The organism is Streptomyces sp. SID4985 (assembly GCF_009863025.1).
GTDB lineage: Bacteria > Actinomycetota > Actinomycetes > Streptomycetales > Streptomycetaceae > Streptomyces.
In genome coordinates this window covers 53,279-68,752 of record NZ_WWIR01000645.1, presented here as the reverse complement: position 1 = coordinate 68,752, position 15,474 = coordinate 53,279, and the positions used below count along the sequence as shown (strand labels likewise).

At 71.8% G+C, this 15,474-nt stretch carries 13 protein-coding genes; all 13 read right to left on the bottom strand.

Annotated features, from left to right (window positions below):
* Positions 1 to 2: 2 nt before the first annotated feature.
* The 13 genes from denD to GTW40_RS28030 all read right to left on the bottom strand — a co-directional run bounded on the left by denD (position 3) and on the right by GTW40_RS28030 (position 15,425).
* On the bottom strand, positions 3 to 1,049 hold the full coding sequence (denD, locus tag GTW40_RS28090) for a D-erythronate dehydrogenase (RefSeq protein ID WP_161182943.1): 1,047 nt from the start codon (positions 1,047 to 1,049) through the stop codon (positions 3 to 5).
* Positions 1,046 to 1,828: a 2-oxo-tetronate isomerase gene (otnI, locus tag GTW40_RS28085; protein ID WP_161182942.1), complete on the bottom strand. Its 783-nt coding sequence runs from the start codon at positions 1,826 to 1,828 to the stop codon at positions 1,046 to 1,048. The genes denD and otnI overlap by 4 nt, the downstream gene beginning before the upstream one ends.
* A 30-nt stretch (positions 1,829 to 1,858) precedes the next feature.
* Entirely contained in the window at positions 1,859 to 3,163 is a 1,305-nt protein-coding gene (locus GTW40_RS28080; protein ID WP_161182941.1) for an MFS transporter, read from the bottom strand.
* Between the two features lie 45 nt (positions 3,164 to 3,208).
* Positions 3,209 to 3,877, bottom strand: coding sequence for an aldolase (locus tag GTW40_RS28075; RefSeq protein ID WP_161182940.1), 669 nt, complete (start codon positions 3,875 to 3,877; stop codon positions 3,209 to 3,211).
* Between the two features lie 8 nt (positions 3,878 to 3,885).
* Positions 3,886 to 5,163 carry a 3-oxo-tetronate kinase gene (gene otnK, locus GTW40_RS28070; RefSeq protein ID WP_161182939.1) on the bottom strand — a complete coding sequence of 426 codons (1,278 nt, stop codon included), beginning with the start codon at positions 5,161 to 5,163 and terminating at the stop codon, positions 3,886 to 3,888.
* 1 nt (position 5,164) lies between these two features.
* Positions 5,165 to 6,091 carry an L-threonate dehydrogenase gene (ltnD, locus tag GTW40_RS28065; protein ID WP_161182938.1) on the bottom strand — a complete coding sequence of 309 codons (927 nt, stop codon included), beginning with the start codon at positions 6,089 to 6,091 and terminating at the stop codon, positions 5,165 to 5,167.
* Between the two features lie 137 nt (positions 6,092 to 6,228).
* Positions 6,229 to 6,885, bottom strand: a complete 657-nt coding sequence (locus GTW40_RS28060) for a hypothetical protein (RefSeq protein ID WP_161182937.1) — start codon at positions 6,883 to 6,885, stop codon at positions 6,229 to 6,231.
* The gene (locus GTW40_RS28055; protein WP_161182936.1) at positions 6,882 to 7,070 is read right to left on the bottom strand and encodes a hypothetical protein; all 189 of its coding nucleotides are present in this window, start codon (positions 7,068 to 7,070) and stop codon (positions 6,882 to 6,884) included. The genes GTW40_RS28060 and GTW40_RS28055 overlap by 4 nt, the downstream gene beginning before the upstream one ends.
* Positions 7,071 to 7,144: 74 nt before the next feature.
* On the bottom strand, positions 7,145 to 9,499 hold the full coding sequence (locus tag GTW40_RS28050; protein ID WP_161182935.1) for a CHAT domain-containing protein: 2,355 nt from the start codon (positions 9,497 to 9,499) through the stop codon (positions 7,145 to 7,147).
* A complete protein-coding gene (locus GTW40_RS28045; RefSeq protein ID WP_161182934.1) occupies positions 9,496 to 10,074 on the bottom strand; it encodes a hypothetical protein in 579 nt (192 codons plus the stop codon). Before GTW40_RS28045 ends, GTW40_RS28050 begins: the two co-directional genes overlap by 4 nt.
* On the bottom strand, positions 10,071 to 11,345 hold the full coding sequence (locus GTW40_RS28040) for a hypothetical protein (RefSeq protein ID WP_161182933.1): 1,275 nt from the start codon (positions 11,343 to 11,345) through the stop codon (positions 10,071 to 10,073). The genes GTW40_RS28045 and GTW40_RS28040 overlap by 4 nt, the downstream gene beginning before the upstream one ends.
* A 10-nt stretch (positions 11,346 to 11,355) precedes the next feature.
* Entirely contained in the window at positions 11,356 to 13,182 is a 1,827-nt protein-coding gene (locus GTW40_RS28035; RefSeq protein ID WP_161182932.1) for a hypothetical protein, read from the bottom strand.
* Complete coding sequence (locus GTW40_RS28030; RefSeq protein WP_161182931.1) at positions 13,179 to 15,425, bottom strand: hypothetical protein; 2,247 nt, start codon at positions 15,423 to 15,425, stop codon at positions 13,179 to 13,181. The genes GTW40_RS28035 and GTW40_RS28030 overlap by 4 nt, the downstream gene beginning before the upstream one ends.
* Positions 15,426 to 15,474: the final 49 nt, after the last annotated feature.

The following is a 15,474-nucleotide window of genomic DNA, read 5'->3' as shown; positions in this document are numbered from 1 at the left end:
GTCTATCGACCTGCGCTCTGCGGCCCGGCCCCGAGCGCGGTGACGGCGGTCACCGCGTCGGTGTGGTCGGCCAGGTACTCCCGGACGACCGACTCGAAGTCCGGGTCCGCCGCCAGGCCGAGCGTGGCGGCGCGCGCGTTGTCGAAGTCGGCGGGCCAGGAGCCCACGATGGCCTCCACGGCGGGCTCGGGGGCCACCGTCACCAGGTCGGCGACCGCGTCCCCGGCCACCCGGCGCAAGGTCCGGAGCATCTCGGCGACGGAGACCGTCAGCGCGGGCAGGTTGACCGGGAGCCGCCCGCTCAGCTGACCGGGACCCTCGCCGCGCTCCAGCTCCGCGACCCGCAGGATGCCCGCGACCGTGCGCCGCGGCGAGGCCAGGGCCACCCGCAGGGCGGGGTCGACCGGGCAGACGGCGGGCAGCCCGGCCAGCGGCTCGCGGACGATGCCGGACAGGAAACCGGACGCGGCCGCGTTGGGCCTGCCCGGCCGCACCGACACGGTCATCAGCCGGGCCACGCGCCCGTCCACGAAGCCCCGGCGCGTGTACTCGGCGACGAGCTGCTCGCAGACGAACTTCTGCACCCCGTAGCTGGAACGCGGGGTCGGCAGGGTCGCCTCGCTGACCACCTCGGGCAGCGGCAGCGCCGGGTCCGAGCCGTACACCGCGACACTGCTGGAGAACAGCAGCCGTACGACCGGCCCCCCGGCGGCGGACTGCGCGCGGGCCGCTTCGAGCAGGGCGCGGGTGGTGTCCACGTTGGCGGCCATGCCGAGGTCGAAGTCCGCCTCGCACTCGGCCGACACGGCGGACGCCAGATGGATCACCGTGTCCACCGGCTCGGCGAACAACTCGCCCAGCCGCTCGGTCAGATCACCCTGGACCACCTGCACGAGCGGGTCGGCGGCGAGCGGTGACGCCTCCGGCACGAACAGGTCGGCCAGCACCAGCCGGTCCACGGGCACGCCGTCGAACGTCCGTGTCTCCAGGAGCCGTTCGGCCACCTGGCGGCCCAGGAAGCCGAAGCCACCGGTGATGACGATCCTCATGCGTGTGCTCCTCGGTAGTCGCGCAGCCAGCCGAGCCCCTCGCTCGTCCCGGCGCGGGGGCGGTACTCGCAGCCGATCCACCCCTCGAAGGCCAACTCGTCGATGACGTCGAAGAGATGGCCGATGTTCAGTTCGCCCGCGTCGGGCTCGTGCCGGTCGGGCACGCCCGCGATCTGGAGATGCCCGACCCGGCCGGTCGGCAGGTCCCGGCGCAGGGCCGTGCTGAGGTCGCCCTCGGTGATCTGGCAGTGGTAGAGGTCCAGTTGGACCTTGAGATTTTCGGCGCCCAACTCCCGTACGACAGCGTGCGCCTCCGCCTGGCGGTTCAGGAAGTAGCCCGGCATGTCACGGTGGTTGATCGGCTCGATCAGGAGGTCCACCCCGACCGCCCCGGCCCGCTCGGCGGCCCATCCGAGGTTGCCCAGGTAGGTCTCGCGGGCCGCTCCGGCCGTCGCCAGTCCGGCCATCACATGTACGCGCGGGCAGTCCAGGGCGGCCGCGTACTCCAGGGCCCGGTCGATCCCGGCCCGCGTCTCCGCCTCACGTCCGGGCAGTGCGGCGGTCCCCCGCTCGCCCGCATCCCAGTCGCCGGGTGGGGCGTTGAACAGCACCTGGCGCAGCCCGTGGTCGTCCAGCAGACGGCGCAGCTCGGCGGCGTCGTACGCGTACGGGAACAGATACTCGACGGCTTCGAAGCCGTCCGCCGAGGCCGCGGCGAAGCGGGCCGGGAACGGGTGCTCGGTGTACATCATGGACAGGTTCGCTGCGAACCTCGGCATGGTCACTCCCATGACGCCGGTGGGCGCCGGTCAGCGGTTGACGACGTCCTTCTTGGTGGTCAGTACGGCGGCGGCGCCCACGACGAGGCTCAGCGCCAGCACGTACATCGGTATCGACGCCGAGCCGGTGCTGTCCTTGAGCGCGCCGATCATGTACGGGCTGACGAAACCGGCCAGGTTTCCGACCGAGTTGATCAGCGCGAGCCCGGCCGCGGCCGCCGTGCCGCCGAGGAAGGCGGTGGGCAGCGACCAGAACAGCGGGGCGCAGGTCAGCACTCCGGCCGCCGCGAAGGACAGGGCGATCAGGGACAGTACGGTCGAACCCGACCAGGAGGCGGCCAGGGTGAAGCCGACGGCGCCCATGAGGCTCGGGATCACCAGATGCCAGCGGCGCTCCCGGCGCCGGTCGGCCGAGCGCCCGAAGAGGTTCATGGCGACGAGGGCGGCCAGGAACGGCACCGAACTGAGCACGCCGATGGCCAGGTTGCCCTTGATGCCGGTGGATTCCACGAAGGTCGGCATCCAGAACGTCAGCGCGTACTGGCCCATCACGAAGCAGAAGTAGATGAGGCTCATCAGCCACACCTTGGGGTCGCGGAAGCCGTCCCAGACCTTGCCGTGGACGGTCCGGTGCGCGGCGTCCTCGGCGAGCGCCCGCTCCACGACGGTCTTCTCCTCGTCGCTGAGCCACTTCGCGTCCCGCACCCCGTTGTCGAGGTAGAACAGCGTGGCCACACCGACGGCGAGCGCCGGGAGCGCCTCCAGCGCGAACATCCACTGCCAGCCCTGCCAGCCGCCCGTGCCGTGGAAGGCGTCCAGGATCCAGCCGGAGAGCGGGTTGCCGAAGATGCCCGCCACGGGGATCGCCGACATGAACATCGCGATGACGCGGGCCCTGCGGTGGGACGGGAACCAGTAGGTGCAGTACAGGATGACGCCGGGGTAGAACCCGGCCTCGGCCGCGCCGAGCAGGAACCGGAGCAGGTAGAACGTCGCCTCGCTGGTGACGAACACGAACGCCGCCGAGACCACGCCCCAGCTGATCATGATCCGGGCGATCCAGGTACGGGCGCCGACGCGCTGGAGCAGCAAATTCGAAGGGACCTCGAAGAAGAAGTACCCGATGAAGAACAGCCCGGCGCCCAGACCGTACGACGCCTCGCTGAACCCCAGGTCGTCCGACATCTGGAGCTTGGCGAAGCCGACGTTGACGCGGTCGAGGTAGGAGACGATGTAACAGAGGACGAGGAAGGGGACGATGCGCCGGACCACCTTGCGGAAGACGGCGTTCTCGTGGGTGAGGTCGACTTCGGTGGCGACCGTGGGGAGCGACATGGCGAATCCTTGGAGCGGCTCAGGGGGATTCTCGGGACGGGGGTTTCACCAGCGGGCGCCGAACACGGAGCGCAGTTCGGCGAGTTCGGGTTCGGTGAGTGGTGCGGGCCGGCGGTCGGTGAGCAGCCACAGGCGTGCCGTCTCCTCGAGTTCTTCGAGGACGGCTAGGGCGGAGGCCGCGTCGGGCCCCCAGACGACCGGGCCGAGCCGGTCGAGCAGCACGGCCCTGATCGGCGTACCGCTCGCGGCGCGTTCGGCGATGCGGGCGGTCACGAGGTCGGCCACGCGTGGGTCGCCGGGCCGGTGGTAGGGGACGAGCGGAACGTGCCCGACCTTCATCACGTAGTACGGCGTGATCGGCGGGAGCACGTCGTCCTGGCTCCACACTCCGGCCAGGGTCAGCCCGACCAGGTGCGTGGAGTGGGTGTGGACGACGAAGCGGGCGGTGGGGTCGGCGGCGTAGATACGGCGGTGCAGGGTGAGGGTCTTGCTGGCGCGGTCGCCCGCGACTTGTTCGCCCCGCGCGTCGACGAGGGCCAGCCGGTCGGGGTCGAGGAAGCCCAGGGCCGCGTCGGTCGGGGTGATCAGGTGCGAGTCGCCCACCTGGGCGCTGATGTTGCCCGCGCTGGCGTGGACATAGCCGCGCGCGAACAGGCTCGTGCCCACCCGCACGATCTCGCGCCGGGCCTCTTCGATTTCAACGGGGTCGGTCATGGCGTCCGTCATGACTTGTCCAGCAGGGCGAACGCGGCGGAGAAGAAGTCCGGGCTTCCGAAGTTCCCCGACTTCAGGGTGAGATGGAGCGTCTCCCCGTCGGGCAGGACGGCCGCGCACCACGGCACGCCGGGGTCGATCTGCGGGCCGATCCGGAGGCCGGTGACGCCGAGCGCCTGGACGACGGCACCCGAGGTCTCGCCCCCGGCGACGACGAGCTGTCGAACCCCGTGTGCCACGAGCCCGCGCGCCACCTCGGCCAGGGTACGTTCCACCAGCTCACCGGCCTCGGCGGCGCCGAGCCTGCTCTGCACCCCGCGTACGGCGTCGGGTGCCTCGGTGGAGTAGATCAGCACGGGTCCGTCAGCCAGATGAGCGTCGGCGAAGGCGAGCGCCTCGGCGGCCACGTCCTCACCCGCGGCGATCCGCAGCGGGTCCACGCTGAACGCGGGGCGTCCGCTGTCCACGAACGCCCGGACCTGGCCGTTCGTGGCCACGGAGACCGAGCCGGAGACGATGGCCCGGTGTCCACCGGCGGGTGGCAACTGGGCTGCGGCCGTGGAGGGTTGGACACCCCAGTTCGCGGGGAGTCCGATGGCCAGGCCCGAACCGGCGGTCACCAGCGGCAGTTCGCTCACAGCCTCGCCGAGGCGGACCAGGTCGTCGTTGGAGACGGCGTCCACGACGGCGAACGCGACTCCTGCGGACCGGAGTTCGGCGATACGGGCCCGCACCGCGTCCGCACCGGCCGCGAGGACCGTGTGGTCGATGAGTCCGACGGGACGGGTGGTCTGGGCGCCGAGCACGTTGACCAGGTTGGAGTCGGTCATCGGCGTCAGCGGGTGGTTCCGCATGCCGCTCTCGCTCAACAGCACGTCGCCCACGAAGAGATGGCCCTTGAAGACCGTGCGCCCGTTGTCCGGGAACGCCGGGGTGGCCACCGTGAAGTCTGCGCCCAGCGCGTCCATCAGGGCCTCGGTGACCGGCCCGATGTTCCCGGCGGGGGTGGAGTCGAAGGTCGAGCAGTACTTGAAGTAGATCTGCTCGGCGCCCGCGCCCCGCAGCCACGCCAGCGCGCGCAGGGAGGCGTCGACCGCCTCCGCGACGGGAACGGTACGGGACTTGAGCGCGATCACGACGGCGTCCGCGTCCCGCGCGACAGCCTCGGCACCGGCTTCGGGTACCTCCATGAGCTGGACCACGCGCATGCCCGCGCGCACCAGGTTGTTCGCCAGGTCGGTGGCGCCGGTGAAGTCGTCGGCGATGGCGCCGAGTCGGATGCCCATGTCAGTCGTCCTCCGGCTTCGGCAGGTCGATCCCGGGGAAGATCTTGATGACCGCGCTGTCGTCCTCGCCGCCCAGGCCCGAGGCCGCGGCCTGGAGGAACATCTGGTGGGCGGTGGCGGCGAGCGGCAGCGGGAAGCGCTCGGGGCGGGCGGAGTCGAGCACGATCCCGAGGTCCTTGACGAAGATGTCGACGGCGGACAGGGGCGTGTAGTCACCGGCGAGCACATGCGCCATACGGTTCTCGAACATCCACGAGTTGCCCGCGCTGTGGGTGATGACCTTGTAGAGCGTCTCGGCCGGTACACCGGCCTTGATGCCCAGCGCCATCGCCTCGGCGGCGGCCGCGATGTGGACGCCCGCGAGCAGCTGGTTGACGACCTTGACCTTGGAACCGAGCCCGGCGCTCGCGCCCAGCCGGTGCACGGTCGCGCTCATCGCGTCCAGCACCGGACCGGCGACGGCGTACGCCTCCGGGGAGCCGGACGTCATCATGGTCAGCTCTCCGGCCGCCGCGCGCACGGCGCCGCCGGAGACGGGAGCGTCCAGGTAGAGCACGCCCGACTCGGCCAGTCGGCCTTCCAGTTCGGCCGACCAGGCAGGGTCGACGGTGGAGCACATCACGAACACGGCACCCTGCCGCAGCCGTCCGGCGGCCCCACCCGCACCGAACAACACCTGTTCGATCTGGGCCGAGTTGACGACCACACCGACCAGGACATCGACGGTCGCGGCGAGTTCACCGGCCGTCGGGAAGGCGGTGCCGCCCTCGCGGGCGAAGTCGGCGGCCACGTCGGGGCGCAGGTCGTGGACCCCGACGTCGTACCCCGCGTTCCGCAGGCTCCGTGCCATCCCGAGCCCCATGGCCCCGAGTCCCACCACGCCCACACGGGGCAGGGCGGACCTTTCCTGGTCGTTCACGCGCAACATCCTTGTCTCGCTGTGGCCGCCCGGGCGCCCTTCCCTGCCGGGCCCCTTCGCCAACGGTCAGGTCATATGATGACCTGACGACGCGAGTTGACGCACTGTGATGCCGGTCACATCGAGAAGATCGAGGTGTCAGGGCCTCACTTCCGGGTCGCCGTGATGAACAGAACCGCCCCCGCCACCACGACGACCGCGGCGATCAGGGTGTGCAGCCGCGCCCGCCGCAGCACGTTCCGCACCTCCCAGGCGTGGATCAGCTCCAGGAGGCTCCGGCGCCGTGCCGCCGCCTCCGCGAAGTTGGCGCGGGCCTGTGCCAGGCGATGGGTCGCCTCCGCGCGGCGGCGTGGGTCCTCCTCCCTCGCCAGCAGGTCCTCCAGGCGCGCGGCGACGGTGCTGTGCCGCGTACAGGCGGCCGCGAGTTCCGCGGCGCTGGTGCCGAAGGGGCCGAGGAAGGCGCGCGGCTGTGCGGCGATCCTGGCGCGCAGGTCGTCGAGTCCGGGCTCGTCCAGAGAGGCGAGCGTGACGAACCTCGGGGACAGCGCCTCGCCGGTCTGCCAGATCGCCCAGGCCACTCCCGCCAGGGCGAGCAGCAGACCGCCGGCCGCGAGGGCGATGTCACGGGCACCGTGCACTTTCCCGATCGCGGCCAGCGGGACCCCGGCGAGGAGCACGCCGCCCACGGCGGCCGTGGCCCCGATGGTCCAGCGGGCGGTGGCCCTCATGTCGGCCACCGCCGTCTGCGCCGAACTCAGCACCGGCTGCCCGGATTCGGCGGGGGACGCGGAGGCGTCGCTCACCGACCGGTCCCGTCCCGCTGCTCCTCGGTTCCGCCGGACGGGCCTTCGCCGTCGCGGAAGAGCGGCTCCTCCCCCTCGTCGGGCTCGCGTCCGTAGGGCTGCCAGTCCGCGCCGTCGTACTCCTCGACGCGGCCGTCGTCGCCGAAGCGGATGTCGTGGACTTCCGGCTGTTCCTCTGTGCCCATCCTGTGTTCCTCCTTGTTGAGCTGGATCCGCTGTCCGGGATTCGGTCCGGGGTTGGGTCCGGGGGCCAGGGCGGTCATTCGGCCGCGCAGCCCCAGGGTTCGCCGTAGAGGGCGTAGGCGAGTCTGGACGCGTCGTCCGTGCCCTCCCGCAGGGTGGTTCTCGCGGTGTGGAGTGCGTGGCCGACCGGCTGGCGTGCGCCCACCAGTGCCTCGTAGAAGACTTCGGCGAAGCGGCGGGCGGTGTCCCCAGCGACCGGCCATTGCGTACCGATGAAGTTGCGGGCCCCCGCGGCCATGAAGCTGTTGGCCCAGCCGGCCAGCTCGACGAGCCCGTCGCCGAGGCAGGCGCTTCCGCAGGCGTTGAGGAACACCAGGGCGGCCCGGTCGGCCAGCGTGCGTGCCTCTTCCGACCTGCCCAGGTGTACGGGCCGGAACATCCCGTCCCGCATCGGGAGTGCGGACAGACCGGCCTCGTCCACGCCGTTGTGGCACGCGAGGTGCAGCAGGCCGCCCTCGCCGCCCTCCACCCATTCGACGACCTGCCCGATCCGCCCGAACAACCGGGGTTCACCGCCCATCTTGCGCCGCAGGTGCTCCAACTCCGCACGAGCGTGAGCCAGTTCCTCCTGCGGACCTTCGCTGCCGAGTACGAACGCGGGCCTGCGCAAGGAGATCTGACGGTCCTTCGGATGCGGCTGGAACGGATTCCTGGAGAAGGCGATCGAGTCGACGAGGAAACCCCGGTCGTCGGCGGGGCTGCCGGTGATCGGGTAGAGAAGTTCCCACGGTATTCGCTGGGCGTCCTTGGTCGCCGCGAGACTGAAGCTGTCCACGGAGTCCCTGATCTCCAGGAACTGCTCCTTGACGGTCTGCGGGACGAGCTTGCGCCACATGTCGATCCCGTAGTCCTGGATCTCCTTGCGGGCCAGGACCAGTTCGCTCGGGGACCTCATGGAGGCGATCTTCTGCAACCGCGTACGCAGTTTCTCGAAGTACCGCACGTAGTCGTCGAGTTCGACCTCGACCGGGGCTCCGTTGGCATCGCACAGCAGCTGGAACTGGAGGCGCCCGCGTCCGATCGGGAAGACCTGAAGGGTCACATGGCCGCGCTCCGGCGCGAGCGTGTCGACGCGGATCGCGTCGCCGACGGTCCATGTCTGCGTCGCTTCGAGCGTGCCCCGCACCGGCAGGCGCAGTCTGCCCAAGTAGGTGCCGCCCGCCCAGGCGTTGAGGACCACGGAGTAGGTGTGGAGTCCGTGCACGCGGACCGGCAGTCCGACCGGCGAGGGCTCCTGGCCGGGCCGTACGACGATCTCCCGGTCCGCGCCGTCCGGCGCGCTCACGCCGTTGGGCAGGATGGCCGAGAGCCTGATGCGCAGGCTGCCCGTCGACACGTCGAACGGGTGCCCGGCCGTGGCATCCCCTCGTGCCGGGGCGCCGCGACCGCCGAAACCGGCGGCGGAGGTCCCGGGATGCCACAGGTACACCGTGATCACCACGGTCTGTTCGAGCCGCGCCGTCCCCGCGACCGAGGCACGCAACTCCCAGCCCGCGACGGGCTGCTCGGGTATCCCGACGGCCGTCGGCCGCTCGCGTGCGGGCTCGTCCACGTAGTAACGGTCGACGGTCCTGAGGTGCAGTTCGTCGCCCTCGCCCACGCCGGCGTCGTGGAGACGGTCGCTCATGATGAGCCTGCGGTCGCCGCTCCAGAAGGAGAGCGCGGCCGCCGGGCGGCCCGGCGAGCCCCACGGTGAGGCGGTTCCGTACGAGTCGAGCACCGGCCTGACCAGGTCGCGCAGCCGCAGGCTGGAGGGCGCCCCCTCGACCTGGAACGGCTGCCCGTCGGGCCCCTGGACGGTGAACTCACCGATGAGGTAGGGGCGATGCCGGTACGTCTCCTGGCGGACCACCACCCGTTCGGAGGCGCCCGCCGCGACGAGCAGCCCGCGCAGCGATGCGACCTCCCGGTCCGCGAGCGCTCGCGCGATCTCGACGGCGGCCTCGCCGTCCCACGCCCCCTCCGCCTTGCGGACGTAGATGAAGTCGGCGCCGGAGTCGTGGATATCGCGGACGATGTTCAGGAACTCGGTGTGATGGCTCGCGCTCACCAGGACCAGCGCGACGACGGAGCCGGAGGGCTGCCCCGCGTCCCTCGTCCCGCCCGGGCCCCTGATCCGGCTGAGCGTCTCACGGAAGACGGCGTTGCCCGGATACTCCCGCGCGGCGCAGCCGACCAGTGCGCGTTCGGCGTCGTCCGAGGGCCGCTGTCCGACCTGGCGCCTCAACTCGTGCCAGAAGACGTCGGCCGTGAGTTCGGCGTCGGGAAGCCAGCGGGTGTCCTCGGCCAGCTCGGCGCGCAGCAGGATCGTGGCCTCGACGGGGGTGATCACCCGCCTCAGCTCGGCGTAGAGGGCGTCGCGCCAGCTCATGAGCCGGCCTTCGGGGCATCGCAGCGGTTGATGTAGTAGATCTCGATCGTGGCATGGTCGTCCGCGCCGCCGGACCAGAAGTTGCGCAGGCCCACGTTCTTCCCGCAGAACGCGCCCCGTCGCCCGTTCTTCAGCGCTTCGTTGATGTCCTGGGCGAGCGCCTCACCGTTTTCGAGGCTTGCCTTGGGCGCGCTGCCGAACGTGATCACCATGCCGATCCGCCGTCCCCGGCCGGACTTGTTCATCTCCTTGTCCACGGCGGCGACCACCTTGCGGACGTCGTCCTTCCTCAGCGCGGAGGGCCCCGGCGCACGGCCGGTCGCACCGCGCCCCAGGGTGACTTCTATGGTGCGGTAGTGCGGATCGATGCCGCCCGGCCCGGCGTTCTTGGGCGGCTCGGACTCCCCGGTGCCCGGAGCAGGCGGTACGGCCTCACTCGGCCTCGGGCCGCCGGACGACGCGAGTCCGAGCGCCAGGGCGATGACGAACAGGGCCAGGAAGAGATCGGCGAAGAGCCAGCCCGCCAGGTACCTCGGCGCGATGCCCTTCCCCCGCCCCGCTCGGTCACGGCTCATCCGTCCTGCTCCGGATACCAGCCGTCGGCCACGCCCCCGTCGTCGCCCGTGTCCTTGCGACTGTCGGTGCTCCCGGGCCCGGCGGGGGGTGTGCGGGGCGGCGTTCCGCCGTCGTGTCCCTGCCCCGTGTCCTGTCGCGGCACCTGGCGGCCCATCGGTCCGTCGCCCGCGCCGTTGGCCGTCGTCGCGTTGGTCATGCCCGAGGCCACGGACGGGGTCGGCATACGGCCCCCGTCGAGCACGGCGAGCACACGCGCCAGAACGTCCATGTACTCGTAGAGCCGCTCGCTGTGATCGACGAACAGCTCCATTCCCAGAGCCACTTGACGGGTGCCCTCGACCACCGAGGCAGCCACCCGGGTGTGGGCGACATCGGCGTCCCGCGAGGACTGGCTGGCCTCGCCCAGCTCCGTGAGGAGCTCCTTCAGCGCGGCGCGCGCGGCCTGCTCCTCGGCGGCCAGCTCGGCGCGCAGAGCGGTGAACCGGCGGATGAGGTCGTGGGGGACAGTGAGCGAGCGCCCCATCTCCCGCAGCTCTCCGGCGGAGGCCGTCCACCGGTCGAGCGCGGTCGTGAAGGAGCTCTCCGGACCGGGCTCGAAGATCTTCGCCAGGCGCTCGGTGCTTCCTTTCATCGTCGCGGCGAGGGTCACGGCGGCCGCCGAGATGTCCCTGGCCGCGCGCACCAGCTTGGCCGCCGGAAGGGTGGCGGCCTGTGCCGCGGTCGAGGTCGACAACTCAAGGTTGATCAGCATGAGTTGTCCCGCGACCTCCTGGCGCTCCCACTCCCGCGACCCGTGCCGCTCGGCCGTCCATTCCCGCCGCTGCAGCACGGCGGTGAGGACGACGACCACGACGATCAGGGCGATGACCGCGAGGACGGCCGTGCCGCCCAGGCCGGAGATCCACAGCCGGAGGAAGTTGGTGCCCTTCGGGCTGTCCTCGAAGTCCTCGAAGGCCTTCCACAGCGAGAACCAGGTGACCGCGATGGGCACGAACACGGCCGCGTCCCGGACACCGCCGAGTACGGCTTCCACCGCACCCCGGCCCGCGGGCTGATCCGGCATCAGAAGCTCGGGCGGATAGGCCCGTACGAGGTCGATCCCGGCCAGGGAGGAACCGCCGGCCTTGGCCTCCGCGGCTATCCGGTGCAGGAGCTGCGATCCCTGCGCACTGGGGCCGCGCGCGGCGAGCTCGTCGAGCCGGGCCGCCGCACGCAGCACGGCGGCCGTGGAGGCCGCGGGGGCCGTGGGGGTCGTCTCCTCTGGGGTCACGTGGCGCCTCTCATTCCTGGTGCTCTCCCCCGGACTTTCTGCTGCTCAACTGGTCGCGGAAGTAGGCGCTTTCGATGGCGGTCAGCACCTCGTACCGGGCCATGCGGCCGCGTGCCAGGCGCGACAGCGCCATGAGCAGGGCCGCGTCGGGGCGTTGTCCGGCATCCGCGAGCACCGTGACCACGCCGGTCCGCCCCGGCGCGCTGCCCACCGCGCACGTGACGAGGAGGCAGTAGAGATCGACGGCGTCCCGGAATCCACCGAGGGCCATGAGCCGTACCGCGCGGCCGAGGTACACCCGCTGACGCAGTGTCCGGCAGGTCTGTATCCGGTCGTCCCGCCGGTCCTTGCGGCGTGCGCAGTGGGCGAGGAGTTCGCGGCCGAGGAGCGGGTCGAGGGCGCTGATGCGGTCGACGGCCGTGATCAACTGGTGTGTGGCCAGCCGCTCGACGGCGTCGTTGCGGACCTCGTCGAACTCCCGTCCCGCGATGCCCACCGCGCGCGCCACCATCAGGACGTGCAGCACATCGAGGCTCTCGCCCCGGCCGCCGACCGTGCTCAGCGCACCCCGGACGGCCTCGACGACCAGGCCGGTGTCCGGCCGCGCCTGCTTCAGCCGGGCCAGGAGTTCGCTGCGCGCCTCGGGATTCCAGCCGTCGCTCACCCGGAGCGCGCGCCGGAGCGCCTCGGTGTGCAGGGCCGTCCGTACGTGACCGTACGCGTCCAGGTCCCCGCGATGCGGCGCCCACGCCTCCACGAGCGTCTCCAGCTCGGGCAACGAGGCACGGCGCAGATGCAGTTCGATGGTCGGACGGCTCGCCGGGCGGGCGAGGAATTCCGCGGCCTGCGGATCGATGTCCCGGGCCACGGCGTCGTGCAGGAGGCTCGTCACGTCGGCGATGACACCGGGCGCGATGTAGTGGTGGCGCTGCCACTCGCGTACGTCCTCGGCCGTGGCCAGCGGGCCGTCCGGCAGCAGTCTGCGCACCGCGTCCGGGCCGCGACGCCGGTGGTACTCGATGAGCTGCTCGGCGCGGGCGAGGGCCTCGGGGTCGTCCGGCTCCGTGTTCATCACGACGGTGACGCGGTCGCTCTGGCCGTAGAGGGAGCCCTGTTCCGGTTCCTCCAGGAAGACGAAACGCGGCAGTCCGGTGCCCCGGTCGGACTCCTCCCGGGTGGCGAAGGTCCACTCCCCCGCGACGAGCGGGGCGAGCACGTCGTGCAGCACCCGCACCACTTCCACGGGGGGAACGGGCGACCCGATGACGGTCACGGGTGACTTCGGGGTCGCCATGACCGCCTGCGCGACCGGGGCGAGCAGACGGGCGGGTACGGTGTCGGCGGCACTGGCCAACTCCGCGACAGCGCCGGTCAGATGTTGTCTGAGCTTGTCCAGCGGGACGGTCGGCAGCTCGCTCCGCCCGCCGTCCTGCAACGCGCCCGCGGGCAGCCACTCGTCCCATTCGCTGCGGCACAGCGCGAGGGCCAGGCCGAGGTCCAGCCAGTCGGCGGGGGCGGTCAGGACGTGGGTGAGGGTCGATCCGGCGCGGCCGCGCGCGTCGCGGACCGGCCGTTTGCGGATCATCGCCGCCTCGGCACCGAACCGCAGATAGAGGAAGCCGGAGCCCGGTTCGCTCGCGCCCGCGTTGCCCGGCCCGGTGACCGCCCACACGAACGGGGCGACCCGGCCGTCCCACAGGTGCAGGTCGTCGCGGTTCAGCGACGTCGCCACGGGGCCGACTCCGTTGCGCCCGGTGAGGGAGTGCTCGGACCAGCGGTAGACGCTCAGGTCCGCGCGGGGGCGCGCCCGCACGGACGGCGGGAGAGCAAGGGTCACGAACCCTCCTCCGTCCGGCCGAACCGACCGGCGTCAGTGGTGATGACCCCCTTCATCGCCAGCAACGAGAGCAGGGGCATGAGCACCCGCTGCTGTCCGAACGACTCGGGGGGAAAGCGCAGCACGCCGTCCGCGTCCGGCACGGGAAGCGCCGCGGTCCCGGTCGCGGAAGCCAGGTGCAGCGTCGCGTCCTCGCACTCCTTCACCGGCGTCAGCCACTGTTCCCCGCCGCGTGCCGCCAGCATCGCGTACACGTCCCGGCTCTCCTCCTCGACGCGGGTGAGGTCACCGGTCTCGCGGGGGTCGCGCCGTCTGGACAGCCACTGCTCGACCTCGTCGAAGCCGCGGTGCCTGAGCAGGTCGGACTTGCCGACGACCAGGGCGCAGGGCAGCCGGAGGAACGGGTCCGCGGGACGCGCCTTGTGCACGCGCAGGCGCTGGAACACGGTGTGCACCGCGGGGTCGCCCGCGTCGTTCGGTTCGCCGCCGGACTGCCCGTTCTCACGGCGCCCGAACGCGGCGAGCCCTCGTACGGTGTTGGGGTCGACGACGCACAGGAGCGCGTTCAGCCCGCTGAGGAAGTCGGTCTCGGGGCCCGTGTCCTGGAGCCGCTCGCCCGCGATGTCGAAGAAGACCACGGTGTGCGAGCGGCGCGTCCGCACGTCCGTGACGACGAGGCCGATCGCGAAGTGCAGGTCGGCCCTGACCCTGGTGGGTTCGAGTTGCTGCCGGTCCTGGACCAGGGGGTGGACGATCGTCGACATGTAGGCCGAGTACTGCATCAGGTCGAGCGGCTGCACCTGGAGGCCGACCCGGTTCATGGCGTCGACGTCGCTGGTGACCTGGTGGATCATCGCGGCCAGCAGATGGGACTTGCCGGTGCTGGTGGCGCCGACGACCCCTACGCGGACGGGCTCCGTCCCGAACGCCGGGTACCGCTCGGGGAGGTTGTGGCTCTGCACCGCCGCGTTGCCGGGGCAGGTCCGGTACGCGTGCTGCTCCAGGCGCAGCCGGCCCTCGGCGTCGGCGGGAACCGACTCCGGCCGCAGTGGGACGAGGCTTCCCGAGCCGTTGTTGTGGGTGCGGGGGAGGCTGTCCCAGTCGAGTTCGTTCAGACAGACCGGGCACTCGACCGTGGAGCGTGACACGGCTGTCGGCGGTACGGGGGGCGGGGGCGCGGTGCGCGTGGCCGTACCGGACGTGCCGAACGCCGCGGTGATCCTCGACCACAGGCCGCCGCGGCGCTCTCCGGCGCCGCCGTAGGTGTCTCCCCGACGCGCGGTCGCGGGGTGTGTACGGCTCGTCGTGCGGGCGTGCCGCGCCCGGAAGTGCTCCTGGCGGCGGCGCAGTTCGGTGAAGGCTTCCGCCGCGTCCTCAAGGCGTGCGGTGTGCCGCACGGAGAGCGCGCGCCGGAACCTGAGGGTGACTCCCGGGCCGATCCTGGTGCTGATCGCCTGGGCGGACGGCAGCGGCCCGGCGGACGGGAAGACCGGCAGCAGGAGTTCCTGGACCGGTGTCTCGTGGCTGAGGATCAGGTCCCGGATCTCGCGCCGTCCGGCGTCCGGTGCCGTCTCGCCCGTCAGCATCCACAGCGCCACCAGTCCGGCGGCGTGGACGTCGTACTCGGCCAGGGCTCGGCCACCGGTTCTGCGGCCCGGCGGGGTCCAGTCGGGGCCGGGCCCCGGTCCGAGGGGGTCCCCGACGCGGACCGCGCCCTCCAGGCCGCTCAGCTGGAGCCCGTCCCCCTCGGACCACCACAGGTGCTCCGGGCTGATCGCGCCATGCACCAGGCCGCAGGTGTGGAGCGCGTCGACGGCGGTGAACAGGTCGTGGACGACGTCGGTGAGACCGGGGCCGTGCAGCCGGTCCGGGTCCGTCCAGCCGTCGAGGCACTCGCCGTGCCAGGACAGCAGCAGACGCGGGGCTCCCCGGCGCGCGTCCCGGGCGATCACATGGGCGAGTTGATGCGGCATGTCGTGCCGCAGCGTGCGGCGGACCAGCCTGTTGTTCTCGTACTCGCGCTCGAGTGCTCCGCCCGACGGCTCGTCGAGGGCGGACTTCACCACGACGCGCTTGCCCGTGGGATGGAGGCGGTAGCGGACGAACTGGAAACTCCCCCGGGTGAAGCGGGCACCCGTGCCCGTTTCGGGGACGAGCCGGAAACTCTCCTCGGCGCCCTCGGACGACCCCGGACCGCGCCCTCGGAACTCCTCCGGCCACGCCTCTGGGAACTCTGCTGCCAACCCCGTGCCCTCCCCCACAGCCCGGCGTTCCTTTCCACGGGTCGGCGCA

What these genes read in the sequence shown, in the direction of transcription:
- otnK (WP_161182939.1), bottom strand. Translation starts at nt 5,163, where the DNA reads ATGGGCATCCGACTCGGCGCCATCGCCGACGACTTCACCGGCGCCACC.
- ltnD (WP_161182938.1), bottom strand. Translation starts at nt 6,091, where the DNA reads ATGTTGCGCGTGAACGACCAGGAAAGGTCCGCCCTGCCCCGTGTGGGC.
- GTW40_RS28050 (WP_161182935.1), bottom strand. Translation starts at nt 9,499, where the DNA reads ATGAGCTGGCGCGACGCCCTCTACGCCGAGCTGAGGCGGGTGATCACC.
- denD (WP_161182943.1), bottom strand. Translation starts at nt 1,049, where the DNA reads ATGAGGATCGTCATCACCGGTGGCTTCGGCTTCCTGGGCCGCCAGGTG.
- GTW40_RS28045 (WP_161182934.1), bottom strand. Translation starts at nt 10,074, where the DNA reads ATGAGCCGTGACCGAGCGGGGCGGGGGAAGGGCATCGCGCCGAGGTAC.
- GTW40_RS28075 (WP_161182940.1), bottom strand. Translation starts at nt 3,877, where the DNA reads ATGACCGACCCCGTTGAAATCGAAGAGGCCCGGCGCGAGATCGTGCGG.
- GTW40_RS28080 (WP_161182941.1), bottom strand. Translation starts at nt 3,163, where the DNA reads ATGTCGCTCCCCACGGTCGCCACCGAAGTCGACCTCACCCACGAGAAC.
- otnI (WP_161182942.1), bottom strand. Translation starts at nt 1,828, where the DNA reads ATGCCGAGGTTCGCAGCGAACCTGTCCATGATGTACACCGAGCACCCG.
- GTW40_RS28055 (WP_161182936.1), bottom strand. Translation starts at nt 7,070, where the DNA reads ATGGGCACAGAGGAACAGCCGGAAGTCCACGACATCCGCTTCGGCGAC.